Below are 26,600 nucleotides of genomic sequence, written 5' to 3'. Positions count from 1 at the left end.
AGCGGGATGTTGACAAACTGCGTGGCCCCGGCGTTGTTGGCCAACGAGCCCTGGAAAACCCGCACAGACAAGAAACCTTCGTCAAAGGGGTCGCCGCCGTTTTCGTCAATAACCAGGTTACCGGCTGTGAGTTGGAAAACGTCGCTGGCAACGCTCAAATCGAACGTACCAAAGTCACGGTCTATAAAGTTGGGAGTTCCCACCACGCCCGCTACGACGTTGTAGTCGCTGGTCGTGCCGCGTTCGTTTAGCGTGACAAAGGCATCGGCTATCGTTGCCTGTGCCTGTGCCGTCTGCGACGCGCCCAAGCCTATGAACAAGGCTAAAAGGGGAACTAAGGAGCTTAGGAAACCACGCTGTCGGAACAGCTTTTGCGTAAAAGTTTGCTTATGCATTTGAATGGAAATTGGATGTTTAGAAGAGAAAACTGACACCTTAGCGTATCGTAACGAGGCGCATATACGCAGAGGTCAAAAAAAAGTCTATGGTTGCAGAAAAAATTAAAAGGTTTGTCAAGAGCGTTCAAATGGCGTTAAATCAGTAAATCCAAATACTTTCGTTAGAATGGAGAGCTTGCCGGTCGAAACTTGCCAACTGCGCGGTCAATGCACCACGCTGTAGGGAATGCTGGCCAAGGCCTTTTTCTCGGCCGGGAGCTCCACTCCCAGCAAATCGTGCACGCTCACGCGGATTTTGTTGGAGAGTTGGGTAATGGGCAAGTCGTTGCTGTCGTAGCCGAACGGGTTTTCGATTTCGTTGCCTATCATCTCCAGCCCCAGCATGGCGTAGGCTCCAATCATGGTGATGGGCACCATCCACCAGCCGCACGAGTCCACCAGCACCAGGGGCATTATCATGATGAAGATGGTGATGTAGCACTTGATGAAGAAGCTATAGGAATACGGAATCGGCGTGGCTTTGATGCGCTCGCAGGTGCCGTTTACGGCCATCATGCTTAAGTAGTGCTGCTTGATGTTGACCAAGTGGATGGGGTCGAAAATCTGCACCTGGCGCAGCTGCTCCACGCTTTCCATGAGCACGGCGATGATGGTAGACGCCACGCTTTCCGCTTTCTGCAGGCGCTCGATGATGTCGGGAGTGGCCTCCATCTTGTCGAAGCGCACGCGGTTGCGCAAGCTGCCTTCCACGGCAATGGGGAAGTTGGAGATGAGGGCGGCGAAATAGCGGCGGCTCGATTTGGCCTCGCGGGGCAGCAGGGCGTTCATTTCCATGGCCAGCCCCCGGCACTGCGACACAAGCACGCCCCACACCTTGCGGCCTTCGTAGTACCGGTCGTAGGCCGTGTTGGTGCGGAACACCAGCAGCAAGCTGAGCAGGATGCCCAGTATGGACAGGTACTCGCGCCCAATGCGGACGTTGAGGGTGTGAAAGTCGATGCTGATGACCGCAATGGCCGAGCCGTAAAGGCCCACCAACGCCACGCGCTTCAGCAGCAAGCGAATAACCGCGGAGGCATGAAAGTGCCCTAGAGCCCTCCACCAGTCTCCTCCCTGATAAACAATCATTGTTTTAGTAAAAATTTATGTCCTGCAACGGCAAAGCAAACGAGGAGGTTGAGGCCGGAGAGGGCCGTCTTAATAAAGAACAAATTGGTCCTGATTGCTACCCTTGTCGCCGGGGCGCACATCACACGTCATGCCAGTTTTAATGAAGAATCAGCTTACTTGCCTATTTAGCGACTGCTGCGCGGCAGGCAACGGGGCCAGAGTCGTCAAGGGCAGTGCTTTGGGGGTGGGGCAGCACTCAAAAAAACAATTGAGAAATACCAGCCGCCGGCACTGGGCCAGCAAACGGGGCCGCAAAAGTACGCCCAAAGGCTCAGCTTATTTCAGAATTTGATAAGATAAATGCTACCCCGCGGCGGGCCGAGGCGGCGGGTCGGGGCCGGGCGTAGCGCCATATCGGCGGCGGCCGGTTTTCTTTGTGGTTCACTTACCCCCGGCATGGAACTCCTCAAGCACTTCTTCGACATCGTACTGCACCTAGACGTGCACCTCAAATTGCTGGTGCACGACTATGGCAACCTCACGTACCTGATTCTGTTTCTCATCATCTTCACCGAAACCGGGGTGATTGTGATGCCTTTCCTGCCGGGCGACTCGCTGCTGTTTGTGGCCGGCACGCTGGCCGCGCAGCCCAACTTGGAAACGGGCCACCCCCTGCTGAATATTGTGGTGCTCATTCCGCTGCTCATTGCCGCGGCTTTTATTGGCGACAACCTCAACTATGCGGTGGGTGACTACTTAGGTCCGCGGGTATTTCGGGAAAATTACAAATTCCTGAACCGGAAGTACCTCGACCAAACGCAGGCGTTCTACGCCAAGCACGGCGGCAAAACCATCATCATGGCGCGCTTCGTGCCCATTGTGCGCACGTTTGCGCCGTTTGTGGCCGGCGTGGGCACCATGACGTACCGCTACTTTGCTTCGTACAGCATCATGGGGGCGTGCCTGTGGGTGATTTCGCTCACGCTGGCGGGGTATTTCTTCGGCAACATCGAATGGGTGCAGAAGAACTTTACGCTGGTCATTTACGCCATCATTCTCGTCTCGGTGCTGCCGCCGCTGTGGTCGTTCCTGAAAAGCAAGTTTGGCGCGCAGCCCGCCACCGAAGTCTAGCTGCCAGCCACTGACTGGCCAATTGATAGTGCGAAATGCCCCGGACAACATTGTGCGGGGCATTTTTGTTGAGCTAGCTTTGAGCTGCTTCTACCACTCTCTCCTGCCTTCCTATGCGTCGATTTGGGCTCATTGGCCGCACCCTGGGCCACTCGTTTTCGCAGACTTACTTCACCCAGAAATTCTACTCACTGAGCCTGCAAGAGCACCAGTACGACTTGTTTGAGCTACCCACCATTGGCGAGCTGCCCGCCGTGCTGGCCGCCCACTCCGACCTGGTGGGCCTGAACGTGACGGTGCCTTATAAGGAGACGGTGATGACCTACGTGGACGAGCTGGCACCGTCGGCCACCCGCGTGGGCGCGGTGAACGTGATAGAGTTCACGGCCGACGGGCGCCTGCGCGGCCACAACACCGACTGCGTGGGCTTCCGCAACTCGCTGCGCACCTTCTTCACCCCCGTGCCGTCGGACGCGCGCGCCCTGGTGCTGGGCACGGGCGGCGCGGCCAAGGCCGTGGCGGTGGCGCTACAGGAGCTGGGCATTCCGCACTGGCAAGTATCGCGTGACCCGCTGGGCACGGGCCTGACTTACAACGACCTCACGCCCCAGCTGCTGGCGGCCCACCAGCTCATCGTCAATGCCACGCCGCTGGGCACCTTCCCCCGCATTGATGAGTGCCCCCCCCTGCCCTACCAAGCCCTTTCCGAGCGGCACTACCTCTACGACCTGGTGTACAACCCCACCGAAACCCTGTTTATGGCCAAGGGCAAGGAAGCCGGCGCGCAGGTAAAAAACGGCTTCGAAATGCTGTGCCTGCAAGCCGAGGCCGCCTGGGATATTTGGAATGCGTAATGAAGAATGGTGCTATTGCGAGCGCAGCGTGGCAATTTTTCCTGGCTCAACGGCCAGCCCTTCGAGTGATACTTTTTCGAACAAAAAGCCCCGGCACTGTATAGTGCCGGGGCTTTTCACATTAGGAGAATAGTCGCTGAGAACGGAACGGATTGCCACGGCCTGCGGCCTCGCAATGACAATTTCTCATTAAGCAGCAGGCGTCTTACTGCTGGCCTTGAGTTTCACCGGCTTTGGTGTCGTCGTTGCGGATGCTGCGGCGGGGTTTGGGCGGCGCGTTTTCAATCTTGCCGAAGCGGTAGCCAAAGGCCAGGCGCACGCCGCGCAGGGCAATGTAGTTGTGCTGCTCCAACTCAAAGAAGGGCGTGCTCACGCGGGAGTTGAGGTCGCGGCGGGCCGAGAGGAAGTTGTCGGCGTTGAGGGTGAGGTCGCCTTTCTCCTTCAAGATGGTCTTTTTGATGCCGATGGAGTACCAGTTCCAAGCGGCGGCGCGGCCCTGCAGCTGCACCCGAGAAGAGTTGATGCCGCCGAAGAACTGCGCGCTCAGGCTCTTGGTGAATTTGTAGGTGGAGTTGGCGTTGATGTTGAAAATCAGGCCTTCGTTGCTGGTGTTGAGGAAGCCCGAACGCAGCACCACGTAGGTGAACGTGCTCGACCCGCTGACCTCCCACTTGGTGGTGGGCTTGAAGGAGCCGAACACGCTGCCGCCGTAGCTGCGGTTGCGGGCAATGTTGTCGTAGCTGGTGGTGGTGATGTCGAGGTTCTGGGTGCGCACCGCCTCGATGGCGTTGTTGGTCTGGCGGGTGAAGAGCGAGAAGTTTAGCACCGAGCCTTTTACGAAGGTGCTGTAGTTCAGCTCGTAGCTATCGGTAAATTCGGGGTCCAGGGTGGGGTTGCCGCGGCTGATGTTGAATTTGTCGACGCGGTTTTCGTAGGGGTTGAGGTAGAAAATCTGGGGGCGCTGGATGCGGCGGCTGTAGGCCAGGCGCAGGGTATTGCCCGGCTTGCGCGTGTAGCTAATGTTGGCGTTGGGCAGCAGGCTGGTGTAGCCGCTGGTGAAGCGGGTGACGTCGTTTTGCTGGAAGCGGCCGATGATGTCCGTGCGCTCCAAGCGACCGCCCACGCGGGAATTCAATTTTTTGCTCAGCGGGAAGCCGTAGGTGGCGTAGGCCGCGGCCACGTTCTGGTCGTAGTCGAAGCGGTTGGAGCGGAGGTTGTCGCGCAGGAAAGCGCCGTTTTCGCCCCGTAGCGTGTCAATTTGGTAGTCGCTCAGCACCCGGCGCAGGATGGTTTTGGCGCCCAGTTCCACGCTGCGCTTGTCGCCGATGGGGTGCACATAATCGGTTTGGAGCGTGGTTTCGAGGTTGCGCGAGAGGTTGTCGCTGCTTTCGCGGTAGTTGGGCAGGCCGGTGGCTGTGTAGCCGTCGTACTGGTCGAGCGAGTAGGGCTGTTGGTTGCGGTTGCGCGAGTGCTGGCCCAGCACGCTCCACTCGCGGCGCGGCTGGCCTTCGAAGGTGCGCGTGTAGGTACCGTTTAGGTCGAAGCTGTGCGACTGGTACTCGTAGTTGGTGGCGCGGGTGAACAGCTCATTATCCGCGGGCCGAACCCGCGAAACGAAGTCGTTGGTTTGGTCGCTTTCGCTGTTGTTGCGGTTCAGGTTGCCGCTGAAACCCACCGTGAGGTTGTGGTTTTTGGCCGGGTCGTAGTCCAGCGTGACGCGCCCGAAACCGCCGCCGCCAATGTTGTCGCCGCTGCCGTCCTGGTTCAGCGTCGACACCACGTTGTCGGGCGAGCCGCCGAAGTCGGTGCGGCGCGCGTTGCTGGCGCTGGGGCTGTAGTAGAGGTAGCTGCTGGCGCTGGTGTTCACGCCAATCTTGCCGCGGCGGACGTTCAGGCTGAAGTTGCCGTTGGAGCTGCGGTTGCCGGCGGCGGCGCCCACGCTGCCGTTCACGCCCTGCAGGTTGTTCTTTTTCAGGATAATGTTCACGATGCCGGCCGTGCCTTCGCCGTCGTATTTCGCGCCCGGCGTGGTGATGACTTCCACCGAGGCAATCTGGTCGGCGGGCAGCTGCTTCAGGGCGTCGGCCAGGTTGCCGGCCAGGATGCTGCTGGGCTTGTTGTTGATGAGCACCCGGATGTTGGAGCTGCCGCGCAGCTGCACGTTGCCATCCAGGTCCACATTCAGCAGCGGCACTTTGCGGAGCACGTCGGCCGCCACGCCGCCCTTGTTGGTCAGGTCGCGGTCGGCGTTATACACAATGCGGTCGGGCTTCACTTCCACGGTTTCCTTTTCGCCGGTCACGGTCACGTCGCCGAGCTGCTGGGCGGTGGCGGCCAGCGTGAGCGTGCCGAGGTCGGTGGCGCCGCTGGTCACGGTCACGTCCCGGGTGAGGGCCGCGTAACCCAGAAAGCTGAGCTGCAGGCGGTAGGTACCCGGCGCGAGGCCGCGGAGGTTGAAACGGCCTTTTTCGTCGGCCACGGTCCCGTCGATGGGCGTGTCGCCGGTGAGCGGCAGCAGGGCCACGGTGGCAAACTCAACGGGCTTTTTGGTGGCCGCGTCGAGCACGGTGCCGGTGAGGCGGCCGTTGCCTTTGGGTGCTTCGGGCAGCACCAACGCTTTAGGCGCGGCTGGAACTGGGGCAGTGGTTTGGGCGGCGGCGGGCAGGCGTAGGCCCAGTGCGGCCACGAATAACCCCGTGGCAAGCGTAGTGTGTTTCATAAAAAGGTACTGATTTGCAGAAAAAAGGCGCTGGAAAGGCGGTGTAGGACGGTTATGCCGCGCGGGCGGCCCGCCACATTATCGCAGAAAGCAGGTGAGCATTACAGGTGTGAGAAGACGTTTGGCAAAGACGGACTGATTGGTTGTGATAAAACGGCTTAACTGGCCTCACTTTCGAAGAAGCCGCTCACCCCAAAAGCGGCTTCACGGCATCGGCGTAGCCGCGGCTGACGCGCACCACCCGGCCGCCGGCCAGCGTGGCGTAGTAGCCGCCGCTGCCGTCGCGCTCCAGGTCGCGCACGGCGTCCAGGGCCACCAGCAGCGAGCGGTGAATGCGCAGGAAGCGGCTGGGGTCGAGGCGCTGGGCCAGCTGGCCCAGGCCGAGGCTGCTGAAAAACTGCCCGCTGGCGGTGTGCAGCGTGGCGTAGTCGCCGGCGGCTTCCACCAGCTGAATTTCGGCCACGGGCACCGCCACCAACCGGCCGCCCTGGGGCACAAACAGGCGCGGCGGGTACGCGGCCGCCGGCGCCCCGGCTTCGTCCAGGCGCTGCAACAGGCGGCCCAGCGCCGCATCGGGGGCGGCGGGCTGGGCCAGCACGCGCGCCACGGCCAGGCGAAAGCGGGTGCGGTCGTAAGGCTTCAGCAGGTAGTCGACGGCACCGGCGGCAAAGGCGTCGAGGGCGTGCTGCTGGTAGGCCGTGGAAAAAATGACCCGCGGCACTTCCGTGAGCTCGGCCAGCACTTCGAAGCCGGTGAGGCCAGGCATTTGAATGTCGAGAAAGACGACGTCGGGCCGGTGCTCGCGGATGGCGGCCACCGCCGAGAGACCGTCGGCGCACTCGGCCAGCACGGTGAGCTGCGGAAATTCGGCCAAGTACTGCCGCACGATGAGGCGCGCCGGGGCTTCGTCGTCGATGATGAGCGTGGTCATGCGGGCGTGGGTTCGGGGGTGGCAACCGGCGCGGCCGCTACCGCCGCCAGCGGAGCCGACAGCGGCAGCACGAAGCTTACCTGCAAGCCGTGCGGGGTGTTGGAGCTGATTTCGAGGCCGGGTACGCCCAGGGCGCGCAATCGGGCGTGGGTGTTGCGCAGGCCGAGGCCCGTGGCGCCGGCCAGCAGGGCCGCGGGGTTGGCCACGCCTTGCCCGGTGTCGGCTACGGTGATGCGCAGGGCGGTGCGGCCTTCCGGCACGGCCGTGATGATGAGGCGTCCGCCCGCCACGCTCGGGGCCAGGCCGTGGCGCACGGCGTTTTCCACCAGCGGCTGCACCAGCATGGGCGGCACCAGCTGGTCGAGCAGGCGTTCGTCGGCGTCAATTTCCACTTGCAGGCGGGCGCCAAATCGGACTTGCTCCAGCGCCAGGTAGTCTTTGAGGAAAGCCAGCTCCTCGCCCAGGGGCAGCCGTTCGTGGCGGGAAGCGGCCAGGGCAAACCGGAAGGTGTGCGCCAGCTGCACTATCAGTTCGCGGGTGCTTTCCAGCTCGGGCGGCACCGAAGCGCTGATGGAATTGAGCGTATTGAACAAGAAATGCGGGTTGATTTGCGCCTTGAGCGCGGCCATTTCGCTGTGGTGGGCCTGCTCGCGCAGGGCCTGCTCCAGGCGGCTGCGCTGCTGGAGTTGCTGGATGAACTCGACGACGTGCAGGGCGCCAAATTGCATTCCGTAGAACAGCACCGGAATGTAGACGTCCCAAATGCGGCCCGAGCCCCGAATGGTGCCCACGCCCAACCAGTTCGCCGCGCCGTAGTAACTGCTGAGCCAGACCACTACCCACAGCGGGCATAGCCACGCATGGTGCAGCAGGCGCCAGGGCCAGTTCACGCGCCGCAACGGCCCCCGAAACACCAGCCACCACACGGGCAGTGTCCACAGGGCTTTCAGCGGGTAGTCTACCAACAGCACCCGGCGTAGGTCGTTGGGCAAATTGCTGACCTGGTAATCTTGCACCGAGTAGGCGATGGTGCATGCATAAAACACCCCAAACAACAGGTAGAATACCCCATACAGCAGCAAACCGGCCCCCGTGATGCCCGACCAGCCCGTGGCCTCCACCGCGTCAGCCGAATCGAGCCTGGCATTGCCGAAGCCGGGTTCCAAGCCGGCGGGCCGGGGGGCTGAATCGGAGAGTTGCGCGGCTTTCATTTGGTGACTTGGCTGGTGTGCTGGCAAAATTAGCCTGCCCTTGGCCCCGTTTATAGGCTATTTCGCCCAATGGTAGATAGCGCCGATGAACGGTAGTAAGCGCCGCCTAATGGATGCGGAAGCGCAGGGGTTGGTAGCGTATGCTTGCTCAGGCCAGGTTGCGCCAGCGCAACACCACATAACCCAGCACCACCGCGGCCCCAAACCACACCAAGTGGTACCACTCGTGCGGTGCCAATGCCGCGGCGGCGGCCCAGGGCTGGCCCTTGAGCTGCGTGGTTGAGCTCAGCGTGAGGTAGGGGCCGGCGTAGGGCACCCAGCCCACGTGCTCCCAGCGCAGCAGCGTGAGGCCCGCCACCCAGCCAGCCATGCCCACCGCCACCGGCAGCACAAAGCCCTTCTGCCACTTGCCGAGCACATATTGCACGCCCACAATGCCCAGCGTGGCCACATAGGTGCGCACCAGCAGCCGGCCCAGCACCTGGAAAGGCGGCGAAAACTGACTGAGGTGTAGCTCGGGTCGCAGGACCTCGAGCAAGTAGCCGGCCGCCAGCATCAGGCCCACGAACAGCAGCTGGGCCAGCAGGTTGAGAGCCAGCAGCACCAGCAGCTTGCTGAGCCACACCGGCACGCGGCCCACCGGCAGGGCAAAGAGGTGCTTCCACCCTTCCGATTGGTTTTCGACGGACACCACCAAGCTGGTCAGCAGCACCACAAACAGCGGCAACAGCACCGCGGCCGTCTGCCAGCTCATGCTCGCGTATTTGACCCAGCCATCGGCTCCTTTCGCAATTATTTGGTGGCCTTTGAAGTAGATAATGCAGAAATTGAGCAGCACGGGCAAAGCGCCACCGGCTAGCGTGAGCCACAGCGCCGGCGTGCGGCGCAGCTTCAAGAAGTCGGCCGACAAGGTGCGGCCCAGTTGCGTGAACGGGCCCGGAACGGTGGGCAGGGCGAAAGTAGCGGCAGAATTCATGACGCGGCAACGGGTTCGGTGAGGTGCAGGAAAGTGTCTTCCAGGCTGGGCTGCTCGCAGTGCAAGCCGTACACGGGCTGGCCGGCCGCCACCAGGGCGCTGGCCAGCGCGGCCGTGTGCTCGCGCGACTCAAAAGGTACCCGCAAGGTGCCCGCCTCGATGATGGCGGCGGTGGCCAGCTGCGGCAACAGCTGCTGGCACGTGGCGGCGCAGGCGGTGTGCAGCACCAGTTGCGCCCTTCCCTCCTGCCGGGCCTGCAGCTCCGGCAAGCTGCCCTGAAACACCAGCCGCCCTTGCTGGATGACGCCCACGTGGGTGGCCACTTTTTCCACTTCGCCAATGAGGTGGCTGGACAGCAGGATGGTTTTGCCGTGCTCTTCGCGCAGCTGGCGCAGCAGGGCCCGCAAGTCGCTGATGCCGGCGGGGTCGAGGCCGTTGGTGGGCTCGTCCAGCACCAGCAAGTCGGGGTCGGGCAGCAGCGCTAAGGCCAAGCCGAGGCGCTGGCGCATGCCCAACGAATAGCCCTTCACCGGCCGGTGGGCATCGGCGCTGAGGCTGACTTGGGCCAGCACGGCGGCGGTGCGGGCGGCGGGCAGCCCGCGCAGGCGGCGCGTGGCTTCCACGTTTTCGTGGCCGGTGAGGTGGTTGTAGAGCGAGGGATTCTCGATGAGCGCCCCTACCCTACTCAGCAGGGCCACGCGGTGGCGGGCCAGTTCGTGCCCAAACAAACGGACGCTGCCGCTAGCCGGCCGCAGCAACCCCAGCAGTAGGCGCAGCGTGGTGCTTTTGCCGGCCCCATTGGGTCCCAGAAAGCCGTAGATGCTGCCCTGCGGCACTTGCAGGTTGAGGCCGTGCAGTATGGGCCGGGCGCCGAAACGGAACGACAAGTCGCCCGTCTCGACCGGATAAGCAGCATTCATTGCAGAAAAAGAAGATGAGAAAAGCACACGAGAACGAGGCAATGGCGGGCATTAGTATAGCAGCATGGCTATTCTACCTTGGCGGCAGGCTGGTCGTGGCCGCCCTGGTGCAGAATGAGCTGGGCCACTTCGCCCTTGGCATTTTTAGCAAATTCGACTTGCGCCGGCACGCCCTTCAGCGTGAACAGCACCGGGGAAGCAGCCTCGGTTTCAAATTCTTTTTGCCCAGTGGCTTGCACGAAAATCTTGCCTTCGCGCTGCCGCACCGTGATGCGGAAAGTGGGAGCCAGTTCGTACACGCCCACGTAGGTATTGAGGGTGGCCGCGTCAAGGGCCACGGGCGCAGCCGCCGGCGATGCAGGCGCGGCGGGCAACACGGGGGCAACTGGCGCCTGCTGGTACAGCACCCGGAGCAGGCCGCGGCGTAGGTCGGCCAGCGCCTTGCTGCTGTGGTTGTCAAGCAGCACAATCACCTGCTGGCTTTTGGGCACGCGCACCAGGTAGGAAGCAAAGCCATTGATGCCGCCGTTGTGCTCCTGCACCGCGACCGTATCCGGGCCCATTTTGGCGGTAAAAGCCGTCCAGCCGTAGGCATAGCCGTCTTTGACGGGCGTGAAAAGCAACTTTTTGCTGGCCGCCGACAGGACCTTGGTACCGTCCAGGGCTTGGCTCCAGCGGTAAAGGTCCTGAGCCGTGGAGGTGATGGCGCCGGCGGCATAGGGCACCGTCATGGCAATGGGCGGGGTCTTGACGAGGCCGTTGGCCGTGGGCACGTAACCGGCGGCGCGGCGCTGGTCAGCGGGCTCCACGGTGTCGTAGGCGGTGTCTTTCAGCTTCAGCGGGCGGGCAATGTTTTCCTGGAAAACCTGGGCGTAGGGTTTGCCCATCACCTTTTCGATGATGGCGCCCAGCAGCACGTACCCCGAGTTGCTGTAGCTAAACTTGGTGCCGGGCGCAAACTCCAGCGGCAGCGCCGAGAAGAGTGCCACCAGCTGCGTGGGCTCCTGGGGCGTGCGCATCACCTCGGTCACGAACTTGGGCTGGGCGGTGTAGTCGGGCAGGCCGGCGGTGTGCGAGAGCAAGTGGTGCAGCGTGATTTGGTCGCCGGCGGGCTTGGGGTAGTTGGGCAGGTAGTCCGTCACTTTGCCGTCGAGCTTGAGCTGGCCTTTGTCCACCAGCTGCAGCACCATGGCCGCCGTGAACTGCTTGGTGAGCGAGCCAATGCGAAATTTGGTATCGGCGGCATTGGCAATATTTTTCTCGCGGTTGGCCAGGCCGTAGCCTTTTTCGAGCACCACTTTGCCCTGGTCGGCCACCAGCACCGTGCCCTGGAACAAGCCGGCTTTCTCGTATTGCCGCACGTAGTCGTCGAGCTGCTGGGCCATGGTGGCTTTTGAAACTGGCGACGCGGTGGGTGCAGCGGCCGTTTGGGCGTGCAGCAAGGCGGGGCTGCCCAATAAGCCCAGGCAGAAAAGAGCAGCGGGGAGGAAGGTGTTTTTCATAAGAGCAGAAGGAAGAGGTGAGAAAAGCATCAGCGTTGAATCCGAGGCAAACCTAAACTAGCCGAAATATTTCCAAATACCTATTCAACCAACTCCAGGCGCCTCTCCCGAAACGCCGCATTTCCGAGGGTCAACCGCTGTTTTGCACCGCCCAAACCGGCAACGGTTATTCGGATACGAGTTGATGCAATTCGCGCTGGCGTTGGTGCCGCTTCGGGCGGCGTTGGTTGAAAACTTCCTGGCCTCTTTGGGTGGTCCGCTACCTTGCGACGTGGAAAATTCCTTGCATTCTTCGATAGAAACAGCGGAAGCAACGCCGCCGACCGCAGCCCGCCCATCGGCCGGAGCACCAGCCCGCCGCGCCCTCCAGGGCTGGTGGCCGCAGGTACGCGACAACACGCCGGTGCCGTGGTGGGTGCACGCGCTGCTGATGCTGGTGCTGGTGGGCATCGATGCGCTGCTGTATTACACCATTCGCCTCAACCCCAAAGCTGCCCAGGGTGTCCGGATTGATAAGGTGTGGTACCTGCGCAACGCGGTGCTCGACGTGGTGACCGCGGCGCTGTTCTATTGGAACTGGATGGTGCTGTTTCCGCGCACCCTTTCGCTCGGCCGCGTGGGGCAATATTTGGTAGTGGCCGTGCTGGCCGCGGGCGGGTTCTCGCTGCTGCGCATCGTAGCGTCCAACCTGGTGTATCAGCTCATGAATGGCAAACAGCCGGGGGCTGATGCCTACACCTGGCCGTTGTTTCTGGGGCTCTCGGTGGGCGGCCTGCTCACCATGGTGGCCAGCTCAGGCGTGCGCATGACCATCGACTACCTGCAGGGCCAGCGCAACCGCCGCGAGTTGGAGCGCAACCGCCAGGAGCTGGAGCGCCAGCACCTGCTCACGGAGCTGGCCGGGCTCAAAACCCAAATCAATCCGCACTTCCTCTTCAACACCCTGAACAACATTTATTCGCTCACCAGTCGCAAGTCCGACCGCGCGCCCGAAGCTGTGCTGCGCCTCGCCGAAAGCATGCGCTACCTGCTCTACGACAGCAGCGCCGACGCCGTGCCGCTCAGCCAGGAGCTGGCGCATCTGCGGGGCTTCCTTGAGTTGCAGCGCCTGCGCCTGCCCCAGGCCGAGGCCGAAAGCGTCATCGTTATGGATATCCACGGGCCCGTCGATACGGCTTTTCCGGTGGCCCCGCTCCTGCTGCTGCCGCTGGTCGAAAACGCCTTCAAACACGGCGACCTCGCCGCCCGGCCCGAAGCCATTCGCATCGAACTGGAAATGGCGGACAACGAGCTGCATTTCTCCGTGCACAACTACGTGGCCGCAATCGCCGACCTGCCGCCCCAGCCCGGCGGCCTGGGCCTGCACAACCTGCGCCGGCGCCTGGAACTGCTCTACCCCGGCCGCCACGAGCTAAAGGTTCGCACCCTCCCCGGCGAGTACGCCGTGGAGCTCGTGCTGATGAGCGGTGAATAGCACTGCGGAACCTCACCCCCGGCCCTACCGGGTACGACCCCTCTCCGAAAGGGAGGGGAGCCGGACGAGTTGTAGCGCGGACTTTTAGTCCGCGAGTGGCCCGCGGTTATCCCAGTTCACGCGCGGACTAAAAGTCCGCGCTACGGCCGCGCCGCCGTCGCTCCCCTCTCCTGGGGAGAGGAGCCAGGGGTGAGGTCCCGCAGTGCGTACGGCCGAACGTTTCTTTGCTTGCTGTTCTTTCAACTATGCCCTCCAACGCATGCAACGCCTAACCTGCGCCATCCTCGACGACGAACCCCTGGCGGGCGAATTGCTGGCCGACTACTGCGCTCAGGTGCCGTTTCTGGAATTGCGCGGGCAATTTCACGACGCGCTGGCTGGCTTGGCTTTCCTGCAGGACAACCCAGTCGATGTCGTGTTCATCGACATTCACATGCCCCGCCTGACGGGTATTCAGTTGGTGCAGCTGCTGCCGGCGCCAGCGCCCCGCATTGTCTTCACCACCGCCTACGACCAGTACGCCGTGCAGAGCTACAGCCTGAACGCGGCCGATTATCTGCTTAAACCCATTGCCTTCGACCGGTTTCTGCAGGCCGTGGCCAAGGTGCGCCAGTCGCTGCCCGGCCCTAGCGCGCCGGTGACCGTTGCTGCTCTCGTTCCGGCCGATGCACCAACTGCTTCCTCCGCCCCCGCCGACGCCATGTTCGTGAAAAACGAGCACCGCCTGCAGCGCGTGGCTTTCGACGACATTCTGTACATCGAAGGCATGAAGGAATATTTGCTCATCCACACCGCCAGCGCGGGCCGCATCCTCACCCTGCAATCCTTCCGCCGCGTGGAGGAAGTACTGCCGCCCGAGCGGTTTGCCCGCATCCACAAATCCTTCCTCGTGGCCCTGAGCCGCATCGAGCACGTGGAGCGGGGCAAGGTGCAGGTGGCCGGCCGGCTCCTGCCCGTGGGCGATACCTACCGGGAGTCGTTCGCAGAATTGATTCGGGCCCACAATCAGCTATAGTGCTTCGGCCGGCCCTTGCGCATTCTGTCATTGCGAGCGCAGCGAAGCAATCCTTCTTCCTGTAGCAACCAGCCTTATAATATGACACCTTTTTCAAACACAAAGCCCTCCCGGGTACGACCCCGGCACTGCGCAGTGCCGGGGTCGTACCCGGGAGGGCTTGTCACACTATATGGGTGAATCGCTGAGAACAGGACAGATTGCTTCGCTGCGCTCGCAATGACACGCTGGTTTTTCTACTTTGCCGCGAGCTTCTGAGCGATTTCGGCGGTGTGCTTGCCTTGGTGGCGGGCACCTTCCAGCTCGTTTTCGCTGGGCTGGCGCTCGCCCTGGCCGCCGGTTACGGTGCTGGCGCCGTAGGGCGTGCCGCCGGTTACTTCCTCGTGGCCCATCTGGCCCTGCCAAGCGTAGGGCAGGCCCACAATCACGAAACCGTGGTGCAACAGCTCGGTGTGGAAGCTGCGGATGGTGGTTTCCTGGCCGCCGTGCTGGGTGGCCGTGCTCACGAACACGCCGCCCACTTTGCCTACCAGCGCTCCTTTGGCCCACAGGCCACCAGTGCTGTCCATGTAGGCCTGCATCTGCCCGCAGACGTTGCCGTAGCGCGTGGGCGTGCCGAAAATGATGGCGTCGTACTCGGTCAGTTCGTCGGGCGTGGCCACGGGAATGTGCGCAAACGCCTGCTGCGCGCCGGTAGCGCCCACTTTGTCCAGAACTTCTTTGGGCAGGGTTTCGGGCACGCGCTTCACTACGACTTCGTTGCCAGCAACTTGGCGGGCGCCTTCGGCCACGGCTTCGGCCATCTTCCAGATGTGGCCATACGTGGAATAAAACAACACTAGGGTCTTCATGCGAGAGGGTTTTTAGGGTGAATGAGCAAGTGAAACGTGTACGTTAGGCGTTTTGGGCATGGCTGTTTGCTAAATCAGCAGCCGCTATGCATGTACATACATCAAATGTAGCAACATGGTTTTGCATTATTGCTCAAAAGCCAAAATTATTTTACCCGAGTGCCTGCTTGATTAAACTGCGGCACCCGGTAAATTGCCTGTTCTCTTCGGCATTTTCTTTTCGGCGCCAAGGAGGTTGCAACCTTTTTGCCTCAGCGGGCATCCACATGCAGCAGGCCGGCCCCGGCTGGCTTTCTACTTGCTTGAACCGCCTTTCTATGCTGCAGAAAATGACCTTCTTTTTCTACTCTTTCCCCGCCGGCACGGGTGCCCGGCACACGGCATGAGCGCCGCGACGTGGTTTGCTTTCGGCGCCGACGACGCCCTGCCCGACCAGGCGCCCACGGCGCCGCGGCTCACGGCCAGCCGCAGCTCGGCCGTGACCAGCCCGCCCACCGAAGCCGAGCTCATCGACGGCTGCTTGCGCGGCCGCCAGCTGGCCCAGAAGCTGCTCTACGACAAGTACGCCGGCAAAATGATGGCCGTGTGCCTGCGCTACGCCCAAACCACCTTCGAAGCTGAAGATGTGCTGCAGGAAGGCTTCCTCACGGTGTTTCGCACGCTGGGCAGCTTTCGGCGGGAGTGCCCGCTGGAATTTTGGATTCGCCGTATCATGATTAATGCGGCCCTGCGCCAGCACCGCCGCAACGCGTCGCTGGTGGCAGTGAGCGACGGCGACTATCCCGAAACCCTTGCCAGCGAAGAATTTACCCTCAGCAACTACAACTTCCAAGAACTGCTAACCATGGTGCAGGAGCTTGCTCCGCGCTACCGCATGGTCTTCAACCTCTACGCCATTGAAGGCTACACCCATAAAGAAATTGGAGAATTATTAAGCATCACCGAGGGCACGAGCAAGTCACAATATTCCCGGGCCCGGGTCATCCTACAAACTAAACTGGAGCGCCTCGGGGCTCCAACCCGCCATGTCAGTTAATCCTATCGAAGAAAATTCTACGCCTAAACCCACCGGCAGCTTAGAGGACTTGTTTCGCCACCATTTGGGCGAGGAAGCCGCCGTGCCCCCGCGTCCCATGCTCTGGGACCAGATTGATAATTCCCTGCTCATCCGGCAAAATGAAATGTACCGGCGGCGCCTTGCCGCTACGCGCTGGGTGGCCGCGGCCAGCCTCGTGCTCGCCTCGCTGGCCGGCACCGGCTGGTGGGCCCACCGCGCCTCCGACATGGCCGGTGCCGGCCTAGCCACCGTGCGCCCGTCAGCGGGCGCTAGCTCTGGCGCCGCTACCACCGGCAATGGCGCCGGCCTGGCCAACGGCGGCCGAGAGGGAGCGGGCACCGAAGCGCAAACCGGATTATCCGACGCTTCTGTTGCGGCCAATGCGCCCGCAGCCGCCACCAGCCCAGCTGCATCGGACCGCAGCGCAGCGGCCGCTACTTCAGCCACGCAAGGCACGGGCTTTGGCCGGGCAGCTACTCGCGCCCGCTTTGCGCAGCGCACAGCCACGGCAACTTATGCGGGCACTTCAGCGGCCCGCACCGCGGCAGGCCCCGAATCAATTGGTGGTGTTTCGGCCGCTGATGAGAACCTTGCCGCCCCAAATGCTACGGCTACCAGCACCACCAGCGCAGGTATTGCGGCGCGCGGTACGCAAGCGGCCACCGGCAGCACCGCGCTGGGCGGGGCATCCGGCCAGGGCGGTGCTCCTACTGGCACGGCGGCAACGAGCGGCGGCATCTTAGGCACTTCTGCTTCCGCTGAAGTAACGGTGGCCCAGGCCTCGTCTGGCGTGGCAACTGAGCAGATGGGCTTCCTTGCTTCGCGCACGGCATCTCTGAGTCTGACGGCTGCCGAAGCCGTGCCCAACGGTCTAACGGCCCTGGCACTGCCCGAGCCGGAGCCCCTGCCGGCCACGGATGCCCACAAGTGGCACTACGGCGCCGCCTACACCGTGGGCATGTTCAATCCCAACGTCAACTTCTCACGCAATGGCGTAGCCGCCGAATACGGCTACAACCCCGCGCTCGGAGCCGAGTCGCCGGCTCTGACCGAGGCGGCGGCGGCACAGCACCGCGAGCACCTGCGCCCCGGCCTGAGCCAGCGCTTGGCCCTGTTGGCCACTCGCCGGCTCACGGGCCGCTGGTCCCTGCGCACGGGCGCCGAATTCAGCCAGGCCTCGGCCCGGTCGGCTTCGTCGCTGTCTTTCGTTGGCGAGCAGATTCCTGACCTCGGCCAATCGATGAACCGCGACTTGCGCACCACCGACTTCCGCTACCGCCTGGCCAGCGTCCCGCTAGAAGTGCGCTACGCCGACCCCGTGAAGCGCGGCTGGAGCCTCTACGGCCGTCTGGGCGGCGTGGTGAGCGCCCTGCTGGGCGTGCGCAGCGAAGTGGAAGGCGAGCCCGAAGCCACCAAAACGTATTCCCTCGCCTCGGCCAGCGGGCCATACCGCCGCCTGCTGGGCAGCGTGCGCGGCGGCGTGGGCGCTCAGTACCGCCCGGGCACTGGCAACTGGGCCCTCTCGCTGGGGCCGGTGGCTGAGCTGGGCCTGGTGCCCCTGAACGCCCACCCGGCGCAAAGCTATTTTGCCCAAAGCCGCCCCTACAGCTTCGGGGTCGAAGCCGGGGTGGAATTCGGGCGGTAAAAATTTTGAGGCGCATGAATTAGAGCCCGCGCTTGTCATCCTGAGCAAAGCGAAGGACCTTATCACGATGAACGACGAGTTCTAACCTGATAAGGTCCTTCGCTTTGCTCAGGATGACAAGCGGGGCGGGCGAGATGCCTCGGCTGCGCTCGGCATGACGGTTTTACAGGTTGGGCTCCACCGTCCTTTTTCCTTCCGACGAAACTCAACATCGGGGTTTTTGGTTAAGTTAGGCTGACCTTTTTGGCCTACCTTTCCCGTTGCATGGAGTACCAACTGACCTCTGAATTTAAGCCCACCGGCGACCAGCCCACGGCCATTGCCAAGCTCGTGGAGGGCGTGAACGCCGGCGAGCACTCGCAGGTGCTGCTCGGCGCCACCGGCACCGGCAAAACGTTCACCATGGCCAACGTCATTGCCGAAACCGGCAAGCCGGCCCTGGTGCTTTGCCACAACAAAACGCTGGCGGCCCAGCTCTACGGCGAATTCAAGGCTTTCTTCCCGAACAACGCCGTCGAGTACTACATCAGCTACTACGACTACTACCAGCCGGAGGCCTACATCGCCAGCACCGACGTCTTCATCGAAAAGGACCTGGCCATCAACCAGGAAATTGAGAAGCTGCGGCTGCACACTACCTCCACCCTGCTCAGCGGCCGGCGCGACGTCATCGTCATTGCATCGGTTTCGTGCATCTACGGCATCGGCAACCCCGAGGAATTCGCTAAAAACGTCATTTTCCTGAAGCCGGGCATGCGCTACACGCGCAACAACCTGCTCTACCAGTTTGTGCAGATTCTGTATTCGCGCACCGAAGTGGAGTTCTCGCGCGGCACGTTCCGGGTGAAGGGCGACACCGTGGACGTGTTTCCGGCCTATGCCGACTACGCCTTCCGCATCTACTTCTTCGGCGACGAAATCGAGTCCGTGCACAAGATTGACCCGGTGAGCGGCAAGAAGCTGAGCGACGAGTCCAACGGCGTGGCCCTGTACCCGGCCAACCTGTTCGTGACCGGCAAGGAAACGCTGAACACGGCCATCAAGGAAATTCAGGACGACATGGTACAGCAGCACGCCTACTTCGAAAAGGAAGGGCGCGACGCCGAAGCCAAGCGCATCATGGAGCGCACCGAATTCGACCTGGAAATGATTCGGGAGCTGGGCTACTGCTCGGGCATCGAGAACTACTCGCGCTACTTTGACCGGCGTACGCCGGGCTCGCGGCCCTTCTGCCTGCTCGACTACTTCCCCGACGACTACTTGCTGGTGGTGGACGAAAGCCACGCCACCATGCCCCAAATCCGGGCCATGTGGGGCGGCGACCGCAGCCGCAAAACCGCCCTCATCGAATACGGCTTCCGCCTGCCTTCAGCACTGGACAACCGGCCACTGACCTTCAACGAATTTGAGAGCATGTTCCGGCAGGCCGTGTACGTGTCGGCCACGCCTTCGGACTACGAGCTGACCCAGGCCGGCGGCGTGGTGGTGGAGCAAATCATCCGTCCCACGGGCCTGCTCGACCCCGAGATTGACATCCGGCCCAGCGTTAACCAGATTGACGACTTGCTGGACGAAGTGGACAACCGCGTGAAAATGGGCGACCGCGTGCTGGTGACCACCCTCACCAAGCGCATGGCCGAGGAACTGAGCAAGTACATGGACCGCCTGGGCATCAAGGTTGAGTACGTGCACTCCGACGTGAAAACGCTCGACCGCGTGGAAATCCTGCGTAAGCTACGCCTGGGCGAAATCGACGTGCTCATCGGCGTGAACCTGCTGCGCGAAGGCCTTGACTTGCCGGAAGTGAGCCTCGTGGCCATTCTCGATGCCGACAAAGAAGGCTTTCTGCGTGACCAGCGCAGCCTGATTCAGACCATGGGCCGGGCCGCCCGAAACGACAAGGGCAAGGTGATTATGTACGCCGACCGCATCACCGGTTCCATGCAGCGCGCCATCGACGAAACCAACCGCCGCCGCGCCACCCAGCTGGCCTACAACCAGGAGCACGGCATCACGCCGCGCACGGTGCGCAAGAGCCACGCCGAAATTCTGGGCCAGACGGCCTTGTCGGACTACCGCGTCATCGAAACCCAGGGCTACGCCGGCCCCGACGATGGCGGCACGGCCCTGGCCCTGGCCGCCGAGCCCGTGGTGGCCATGATGACGCGCCCGGAACTAGAAAAGCTCATCAAAACCACCGAAAAGCAGATGGAAGCCGCCGCCAAGGAGCTCGACTTCTTGCAGGCCGCTAAGCTGCGTGACGAGCTAGCGGCGCTCAAGACCATGCTGAAGGGCAAGCGCGAATAGCCGGCCGGGCACGCGGCGTTTCTTTGTTCGTTTCGTAGTTTTAGAACCATGAATTACGCGCACGACCTTATCAGCACCCGGCCCGAAATCCGCTTCGGCAAGCCTTGCATTGTGGGCACTCGCATTGCGGTGCAGGATATTTTGGCTTGGTTGGCTTCGGGCATGACAAATGCAGAAATCCTAGAGGACTTCCCGGAATTAACGTTGGCGCACATCCAGGCAGCGTTGGCTTTTGCGGCCAACATCGAGCAGCGCACCCGTCAGCTGGCTGCTTAGATGAACTGGCTGCTGGACGCCAACCTTTCCTACCGACTGGTGCGGCAGCTGACCGGGAAATTTGGGAGTGGGCGAAGGCCGAGGGCTATTTGGTTATTACAAATGATGAAGATTTTTACCGGTTTGCCGGGGTGTGGGGATTTCCACCGAAAGTGCTGATGCTGCGGACGGGCAACCAGTCCACCCGTTTTTTAGGCGAGTTGCTCAGAAAGCACTTCACCGATATACAGGCGCTGGTCGACTCGCCGGAAAGTGGAGTATTGGAGCTCTATTGATATGCATGCAATTAGGCATGAATCAGTAACTTGAGGCAAGCCAAGCAACCACATTGCGGTTTCTAACATCAAGCCATTTACACCTTTATTCTGCTTTTGTCATGAAAACACTCTTTCTGACTGCGGCCGTGGCCGCAGTGTCGTTCGCCTCCTGGACGGCGCAAGCCCAAGTAAAACAGTCGCGGCAGGTGCGCGACTTCCAAATGGTGAGCTCCAGTGGCGGCATCGACGTGGTGCTGAGCCAAGGTTCCAATACCTCCGTGGTGGTGGAAGCGGCGCCCGAAGCCCAGGAGCACATCGTGACCGAATTGGACGGCAACACCCTGAAAATTGGCTGGGAGCGGAACTACTCGTGGCGAAACCTGCTGAGCAGCAAGCGCAAGGCCACGGTCTACATCACCTGTCCGCGGCTCTCGGGCGTGGCGTTGAGCGGGGGCGCCGATGCCAAAGGCCAGTCCAATTTTTCGGCCGATAACTTCACAATTGACGCCAGCGGCGGGTCCGACGTCAAGATGACTCTGACCGCCAAAACCCTGAGCATTCAAGCATCGGGAGGCAGCGACGTGGACCTTTCGGGCCGCGTAGAACGGCAGAAAGTAGACGTCAGCGGCGGCTCCGACTACAACGGTTTCGAGTTGCGCAGCAACACGGCCACGGTGCAAGCCAGCGGCGGCTCCGACATCAACCTAACCGTGGACGGCGAACTATCTTCCAACGCTTCGGGCGGCAGCGACATTCGCTACAAAGGCAACGCCCGCGTTGCCAATTCCAGCAGCAGCGGGGGTGGCAGCGTGCGCCGGGCAAACTAACTTGTTAGTAGTGAATGATTAATGGTCAGGGGTTAATGGATTTTGCATTAACGGCGGCTATGCCCAATTAATCATTCACCATTAACCACTAAAACTACGGCTGCTTGTAGAGCATGCCGCCCTTCATTACCAGTCGCACGTTGCGCACGGCGGCCACGTCCTGCGTGGGGTTGCCGGCCACGGCCACCAGGTCGGCCAGCAGGCCGGGGCGAATGCTGCCGCGGTCGGCGAGGTGAAAAATTTGGGCGTTGCCGAGGGTGGCCTGGCGCAGCACTTGCAGCGGCGTGAGGCCGTAGTCGCGCACCAACTGCTCCATTTCGCGGGCGTTGTCGCCGTGGGCAAACACGCCAACGTCGCCGCCCATGGCCAGCGTCACGCCAGCCTTGAGGGCGTGTTGCACGCTCTGGCGCTTTTCCTGCAGCCGCGGGGGCAACGGGTCCTGCCCTCTTTTCCAGCCGCGGTATTGGGAAATGGCGTCGTTGGCGGCTACGGTGGGGCACAGGGCCACGCCGCGCTGCTTCATCAGCCGGAATATTTCGGGGGTGCCGTCGTCGCCGTGCTCAATGGTTTCCACGCCGGCCAGGATGGCGCGCCGCATGCCTTCGGGCGTCACGGCGTGGGCCACCACGGCCCGGCCGGCCGAGCGGGCCGTTTGCACAATCAGGGCCAGTTCTTCCTGCGAGAACGTGGGCGCGGCGGTGCCGTTCAGGCCCCAGCGGTAGTCGGCGTACACCTTGATGATGTCGGCCCCGCGCCCAATCTGCTCGCGCACGGCCCGGATGATGCCGTCCACGCCGTCGGCTTCCTGCGCGCCCTGCGGCACGTCGGCGTCGCCCGAGAGCTTGGGACCGTAGCTGCCCGTGGCCACCAAAGCGCGGCCCGCCACCAGCAGGCGCGGCCCAGCAATGATGCCCTGGGTGATGGCCTGCTTCAGGCCCACGTCGGCAAAGCCGGCGCCCTCGGTGCCGAGGTCGCGCGCCGTGGTGAAACCGGCCAGCAGCGTGCGCTGGGCGTGCACGGTGGCCCGCGCCACCCGCACGGTTTGCGACTCTAGCAGCACCTGGTCATTCCAGGAAGTTTCGTTGTAGGGGTGCAGCAGCAGGTGCGAGTGCCCTTCAATCAGGCCGGGCATTAGGGTCAGGCCGGGCAAGTCGAGGGTGCGGGCCCCGGCGGGCAGGCTTACCTGGGCCGCGGGGCCGGCGGCGGCAATCTTGTCGTTTTCCACCAGCACCACCCAGTTGGGGTGTAGTTCCTGGCCGTCGAAAACGGCGGCGGGGCGTAGCAGCAGCGCGGTGCTGCTGGGCTGCCCATGCGCCCGCAAGGCGCAACTTATAAGCAAGGCGGCGAAGGCGCTCCAGCGCCGGGCACGGAGGCGAGAACAAAAGCGGGCAGGCTGGCGCATCAGCACTGCGAGAAGGTTGGGCATGGGAAGTAGAATGGCGCTGCAAGTCCAGTGACGCAGCAGAACGAAGCTACTCTCCAAAGTGGCTTTGGTAGCAACGGAACCGCAGGTGCTTGTGTCAGCAGCTGTGACGCGAAGCATGATAGGACTACCCGATAAGCTCGACTGTACTGCTAAGCCTGAGCGCAGCGCGGTATCGCTCACATATTTATTCAATTATTAATATTTTATAAAAACAACAACATTATGTGATTTGTGTCAACATAAACGAGGATTTGATGAAAATATTCATAGTCGTACCTACTTTTAGTACGCTTTATATACCACTCTCACCTATTTGGAAACAAATGCAAAAACACCTACCAACGGTAGCTCGGCTTGGCCTGACTGCCCTTCTACTAACCGGGGGGCACGCCTCCTATAGCCAAAACAAGGCGCCCGACGCCAAAAAAGCCCTGCCTCAAGCGGCTCTCGACCACTTGCGGAGCAACAAACAAGCCCTTCGGCTAACCGACGCCGACATTGCCAACCTGGAGTTGAGCAACGAACTGGTGTCGAAAAACAACGGCGTCAAGCACCTCTACCTCCAGCAGACGTTCAACGGCATTGCCATTCACAACGCGGTGTCGAACCTGAACCTGACCAAGGACGGCAAGGTGCTGAACCTGGGCGACCGGTTTGAGAAAGACGCCAGCCGGCGCGTGGCCGCCAGCAAGGGCAGCACCCTCACGGCGCAAGCGGCCGTAGCGGCCGCAGCCCGGCACTTGGGCCTCACCATGAAGCAGTCGCTGGCGGTGCAGAAGCAGCCGAGCGGCGCCGACGGCGAAACGGTGTTTTCGCCAGCTGGCATCTCGCTGGAGCCCATTCCGGCCCGGATGGTGTACCAGCCCATGGCCGACGGCAGCTTGCGCCTGGCCTGGGAGGTGACCATCTACACGCTGGACGCGCAAGACTGGTGGGACGTCCGCGTGGATGCCGCCACCGGCGCCTTCCTCGACAAAAACAACCTGGTGGTGCATTGCGAGTTCGACAATGACGGCGCCGGCGGCACGGCCATGCACGCCACCCACGCGCGCGCCGTGGCGGCGTCGAAGAACTTCAACTTTGCGGCGGCCCTGGCCGACCCCACGTCCAATGCCTACCGGGTATACCCCCTGGTGACGGAAAGCCCCAGCCACGGCCCGCGGGCAATGGTGAGCGGCGATGCCGCGGACGCCGCTGCCTCGCCGTTTGGCTGGCACGACACCAACGGCGCAACCGGGGCCGAGTTCACCATCACGCGCGGCAACAACGCGCACGCCTACGAAGACCCGGACAACAACGGCCTGGCCACCAACTACAGCCCCGACGGCAGCCCGACGCTGCTGTTTGACTACCCCGTCGACCTCACCAAACAGCCGGTGGCGTACCGCGACGCGGCCATCACCAACTTGTTCTACTGGAACAACCTCATGCACGACCTGTGGTACCAGTACGGCCTCACCGAGGCCTTTGGCAGCTTCCAGGTGAACAACTACAGCAAAGGCGGCCTGGGCAACGACGACGTGCGCGCCGAAGCCCAAGACAGCCGCAACATTCCGGTGCCGCCGCCCGGCGTCACCACCCGCAACAACGCCAACTTCGGCACCCCGCGCGACGGGCAGCGCCCCCGCATGCAGATGTATTTGTGGAACGGCATTCCCGACCGCAACACGTTCCGGGTAACCGCTCCGGCCAGCGTGGCCGGCAGCTACCCCGCCGTTGAAGGCTCTTTCAGCCGCAAGCTGACGCCAACCCCGGTGACCGGCAAACTGGTGCTGGCCCAAACCACGCCTCCCCCCACCGTGCCCCCGGCCACGCCGGGCGTGCCCGAAGAAGGCTGCGCCGACTTCACCAACGCAGCGGCCATCAGCGGCAACATTGCGGTGGTGTACCGCGGCAGCTGCGGCTTCTCCGACAAAGTGCAGAACGCCCAGAAGGCCGGCGCCATTGCCGTGGTGGTCATCAACAACGCCCCCGGCGCCCCCATTGTGATGGGCGGCACGCCCGTGAACCCCTTGCCGGCCATCGTCATTCCGGCCGTCATGATTAGCCAAGCCGACGGCCAAACCATCCGCGGCCTGCTGAACGCGCAGACGGAAGTGACCGTGGCGCTGAAAAACGACGGCGCAGGTCCGGAAATTGACGGCGACTTCGACAACGGCATCATTGCCCACGAGTACGGCCACGGCATTTCCAACCGCCTCACGGGCGGCCCCAACATTGTGAACTGCTTGAGCAACGCCGAGCAAGCCGGCGAAGGCTGGAGCGACTGGTTCGGCCTGATGATGACCATCAAGCCCGGCGACACCGGCGCCAAAGTGCGCGGCATCGGCACCTACGCCTCGGGCCAGCCCACCACGGGCCGCGGCATCCGCCCCGCGCCGTACAGCACCGATTTTGCGGTGAACAACTTCACCTACGCCGCCACCAACAACACCGCCGGCATCTCGCAGCCGCACGGCATCGGGTTTGTGTGGGCCACCATGATTTGGGATTTGAACTGGGCCCTGGTGGACAAGTACGGCTATTCCACCGACCTCTACCGCGGCAAAGGCGGCAACAACATCGCCATGCAGCTGGTGATGGACGGCCTGAAGATGCAAGTGTGCAGCCCCGGTTTCGTGGACGCCCGCAACGCCATTTTGATGGCCGACGTGGCCGACTACAATGGCGCCAACCAGGAGCTCATCTGGCGCGTGTTTGCGCGGCGCGGCCTCGGGTTCAGCGCCACGCAGGGGTTGAGCACCAGCCGGATTGACCAAGTTGAGGCCTTCGACTTGCCGCCCATCTATGCTTGCTCGGCGCCCACCATTGCCGTATCGCCCGCCAACGCCGGCTTTACGGGTGCGGCCCCCAAGACCATCTACCTGGGCTACGGCGCCCAGAGCGTGACCCTGACGGCCAGCGGCGACCCCACCTTCGCCTACACCTGGTCGCCGGCCGCTGGCCTGAGCAACCCCAACATTGCCAACCCGGTGTTCACGCCCACGGCCGCCGGCACCTACACCTTCACGGTGAAGGCCGTCAACACGGCCTTGTGCACCCGCACGGCCACGGTGACCATCAACGTGATAGACGTGCGCTGCGGCAACAAGCTGGACAAAGTGCAGGTGTGCCACAAAGGCAAGGTGCTCTGCATTGCCGCCTCGGGCGTGGCCGACCACCTGGCCCATGGCGACATGGTGGGCGAATGCCGCGACGCCGACAAATCTAGCCTGAACGGCATTGAAGCCGCCGCTGACAACCTGCTGCTGACGGCCGCCCCCAACCCCGCCAATACCCGCACCACGCTCTCCTTCACCCTGAAACAGCGCGGCGCTTACCGCCTCGAGGTGATGGACGTCCGCGGCGTGACGGTGGCCGTGGTGGCCGAGGGCACCGGCGAAGCCGACGAGACCTTCTCGTACGAGTTCAACCGGGGCCGTTTGGCCGCGGGCCTCTACATGGCGCGCCTCGTGTCGGGCAAGCAGAGCAAGACCACCAAGCTCGTGCTGCAAGACTAAGCGGCTATTGATTAGCGCATTTACAAAGGAGGCCGTGATTGCTCACGGCCTCCTTTGCTTTTTGGTCGCCTCACCACGTTTCGCTGGCGCCTAGTTCAGGCAAGGTCATTGGGATGCCGACTTTCCCGCCCAGGCCTTGCTAAAGAAAAAATTCAACTCCCTGCTAAAAGCCATTTTGGCAGCCCGAAGCGCGCCGCCGTAATAAGTTGCTGC

Annotated in this window: 21 protein-coding genes; 11 read left to right on the top strand and 10 right to left on the bottom strand. The window is 62.5% G+C overall.

Annotation, left to right across the window (positions count from 1 at the left end; translation table 11 throughout):
• Together VF629_RS06520 and VF629_RS06515 are read right to left on the bottom strand one after the other, a co-directional pair.
• The coding region (locus tag VF629_RS06520; RefSeq protein WP_331057651.1) for a hypothetical protein at positions 1 to 320 on the bottom strand (320 nt) is incomplete at its 3' end.
• A gap of 282 nt (positions 321 to 602) precedes the next feature.
• A complete protein-coding gene (locus tag VF629_RS06515; protein WP_331057650.1) occupies positions 603 to 1,526 on the bottom strand; it encodes a bestrophin family protein in 924 nt (307 codons plus the stop codon).
• A gap of 438 nt (positions 1,527 to 1,964) precedes the next feature.
• On the opposite strand from VF629_RS06515, the gene VF629_RS06510 reads away from it, so the two are divergent.
• Together VF629_RS06510 and VF629_RS06505 are read left to right on the top strand one after the other, a co-directional pair.
• Positions 1,965 to 2,639: a DedA family protein gene (locus VF629_RS06510; protein ID WP_331057649.1), complete on the top strand. Its 675-nt coding sequence runs from the start codon at positions 1,965 to 1,967 to the stop codon at positions 2,637 to 2,639.
• Between the two features lie 113 nt (positions 2,640 to 2,752).
• Complete coding sequence (locus VF629_RS06505) at positions 2,753 to 3,493, top strand: shikimate dehydrogenase (protein ID WP_331057648.1); 741 nt, start codon at positions 2,753 to 2,755, stop codon at positions 3,491 to 3,493.
• A 205-nt stretch (positions 3,494 to 3,698) separates the two neighbouring features.
• Here VF629_RS06505 and VF629_RS06500 read toward each other — a convergent pair whose 3' ends face one another.
• The 6 genes from VF629_RS06500 to VF629_RS06475 all read right to left on the bottom strand — a co-directional run bounded on the left by VF629_RS06500 (position 3,699) and on the right by VF629_RS06475 (position 11,752).
• The gene (locus tag VF629_RS06500; protein ID WP_331057647.1) at positions 3,699 to 6,212 is read right to left on the bottom strand and encodes a TonB-dependent receptor domain-containing protein; all 2,514 of its coding nucleotides are present in this window, start codon (positions 6,210 to 6,212) and stop codon (positions 3,699 to 3,701) included.
• A 187-nt stretch (positions 6,213 to 6,399) separates the two neighbouring features.
• Positions 6,400 to 7,143 (bottom strand): LytR/AlgR family response regulator transcription factor, encoded by a 744-nt coding sequence (locus VF629_RS06495; RefSeq protein WP_331057646.1) that lies wholly within the window; start codon positions 7,141 to 7,143, stop codon positions 6,400 to 6,402.
• Complete coding sequence (locus VF629_RS06490; protein ID WP_331057645.1) at positions 7,140 to 8,354, bottom strand: sensor histidine kinase; 1,215 nt, start codon at positions 8,352 to 8,354, stop codon at positions 7,140 to 7,142. The genes VF629_RS06495 and VF629_RS06490 overlap by 4 nt, the downstream gene beginning before the upstream one ends.
• Positions 8,355 to 8,502: 148 nt before the next feature.
• Entirely contained in the window at positions 8,503 to 9,330 is an 828-nt protein-coding gene (locus tag VF629_RS06485) for an ABC transporter permease (protein WP_331057644.1), read from the bottom strand.
• Positions 9,327 to 10,250, bottom strand: a complete 924-nt coding sequence (locus VF629_RS06480) for an ABC transporter ATP-binding protein (protein ID WP_331057643.1) — start codon at positions 10,248 to 10,250, stop codon at positions 9,327 to 9,329. The genes VF629_RS06485 and VF629_RS06480 overlap by 4 nt, the downstream gene beginning before the upstream one ends.
• A 68-nt stretch (positions 10,251 to 10,318) precedes the next feature.
• The gene (locus VF629_RS06475; RefSeq protein WP_331057642.1) at positions 10,319 to 11,752 is read right to left on the bottom strand and encodes a serine hydrolase; all 1,434 of its coding nucleotides are present in this window, start codon (positions 11,750 to 11,752) and stop codon (positions 10,319 to 10,321) included.
• 271 nt (positions 11,753 to 12,023) lie between these two features.
• Here VF629_RS06475 and VF629_RS06470 point away from each other — a divergent pair, with 271 nt between their 5' ends.
• Positions 12,024 to 13,226 (top strand): sensor histidine kinase, encoded by a 1,203-nt coding sequence (locus VF629_RS06470; protein WP_331057641.1) that lies wholly within the window; start codon positions 12,024 to 12,026, stop codon positions 13,224 to 13,226.
• Positions 13,227 to 13,485: 259 nt separating this feature from the next.
• Positions 13,486 to 14,241, top strand: a complete 756-nt coding sequence (locus tag VF629_RS06465; protein WP_331057640.1) for a LytTR family DNA-binding domain-containing protein — start codon at positions 13,486 to 13,488, stop codon at positions 14,239 to 14,241.
• Positions 14,242 to 14,477: 236 nt separating this feature from the next.
• Here the strand turns inward: VF629_RS06465 and wrbA are convergent, their stop codons facing one another.
• A complete protein-coding gene (gene wrbA / locus VF629_RS06460; protein ID WP_331057639.1) occupies positions 14,478 to 15,092 on the bottom strand; it encodes an NAD(P)H:quinone oxidoreductase in 615 nt (204 codons plus the stop codon).
• A 382-nt stretch (positions 15,093 to 15,474) separates the two neighbouring features.
• On the opposite strand from wrbA, the gene VF629_RS06455 reads away from it, so the two are divergent.
• The 6 genes from VF629_RS06455 (at position 15,475) to VF629_RS06430 (ending at position 21,461) form a co-directional block, all read left to right on the top strand.
• On the top strand, positions 15,475 to 16,128 hold the full coding sequence (locus VF629_RS06455; RefSeq protein WP_331057638.1) for a sigma-70 family RNA polymerase sigma factor: 654 nt from the start codon (positions 15,475 to 15,477) through the stop codon (positions 16,126 to 16,128).
• Positions 16,118 to 17,794, top strand: a complete 1,677-nt coding sequence (locus tag VF629_RS06450; protein ID WP_331057637.1) for a hypothetical protein — start codon at positions 16,118 to 16,120, stop codon at positions 17,792 to 17,794. Before VF629_RS06455 ends, VF629_RS06450 begins: the two co-directional genes overlap by 11 nt.
• Positions 17,795 to 18,058: 264 nt before the next feature.
• Positions 18,059 to 20,101 carry an excinuclease ABC subunit UvrB gene (uvrB, locus tag VF629_RS06445; RefSeq protein ID WP_331057636.1) on the top strand — a complete coding sequence of 681 codons (2,043 nt, stop codon included), beginning with the start codon at positions 18,059 to 18,061 and terminating at the stop codon, positions 20,099 to 20,101.
• Positions 20,102 to 20,149: 48 nt separating this feature from the next.
• Positions 20,150 to 20,377 (top strand): DUF433 domain-containing protein, encoded by a 228-nt coding sequence (locus VF629_RS06440; RefSeq protein WP_331057635.1) that lies wholly within the window; start codon positions 20,150 to 20,152, stop codon positions 20,375 to 20,377.
• Between the two features lie 89 nt (positions 20,378 to 20,466).
• Complete coding sequence (locus VF629_RS06435) at positions 20,467 to 20,652, top strand: DUF5615 family PIN-like protein (protein ID WP_331057634.1); 186 nt, start codon at positions 20,467 to 20,469, stop codon at positions 20,650 to 20,652.
• Positions 20,653 to 20,753: 101 nt separating this feature from the next.
• Positions 20,754 to 21,461: a head GIN domain-containing protein gene (locus tag VF629_RS06430; RefSeq protein ID WP_331057633.1), complete on the top strand. Its 708-nt coding sequence runs from the start codon at positions 20,754 to 20,756 to the stop codon at positions 21,459 to 21,461.
• A gap of 94 nt (positions 21,462 to 21,555) precedes the next feature.
• Here the strand turns inward: VF629_RS06430 and VF629_RS06425 are convergent, their stop codons facing one another.
• Positions 21,556 to 22,887, bottom strand: coding sequence for an amidohydrolase family protein (locus VF629_RS06425; RefSeq protein ID WP_331057632.1), 1,332 nt, complete (start codon positions 22,885 to 22,887; stop codon positions 21,556 to 21,558).
• A gap of 323 nt (positions 22,888 to 23,210) precedes the next feature.
• Between VF629_RS06425 and VF629_RS06420 the strand changes: the two genes are divergently transcribed.
• Complete coding sequence (locus tag VF629_RS06420; protein WP_331057631.1) at positions 23,211 to 26,387, top strand: T9SS-dependent M36 family metallopeptidase; 3,177 nt, start codon at positions 23,211 to 23,213, stop codon at positions 26,385 to 26,387.
• Positions 26,388 to 26,600: the final 213 nt, after the last annotated feature.

This window comes from Hymenobacter sp., assembly GCF_036388155.1.
Taxonomy (GTDB): Bacteria; Bacteroidota; Bacteroidia; order Cytophagales; family Hymenobacteraceae; genus Hymenobacter.
The sequence above is the reverse complement of the archived record's forward strand: the minus strand, read 5'-3'. Positions and strand labels throughout refer to the sequence as shown.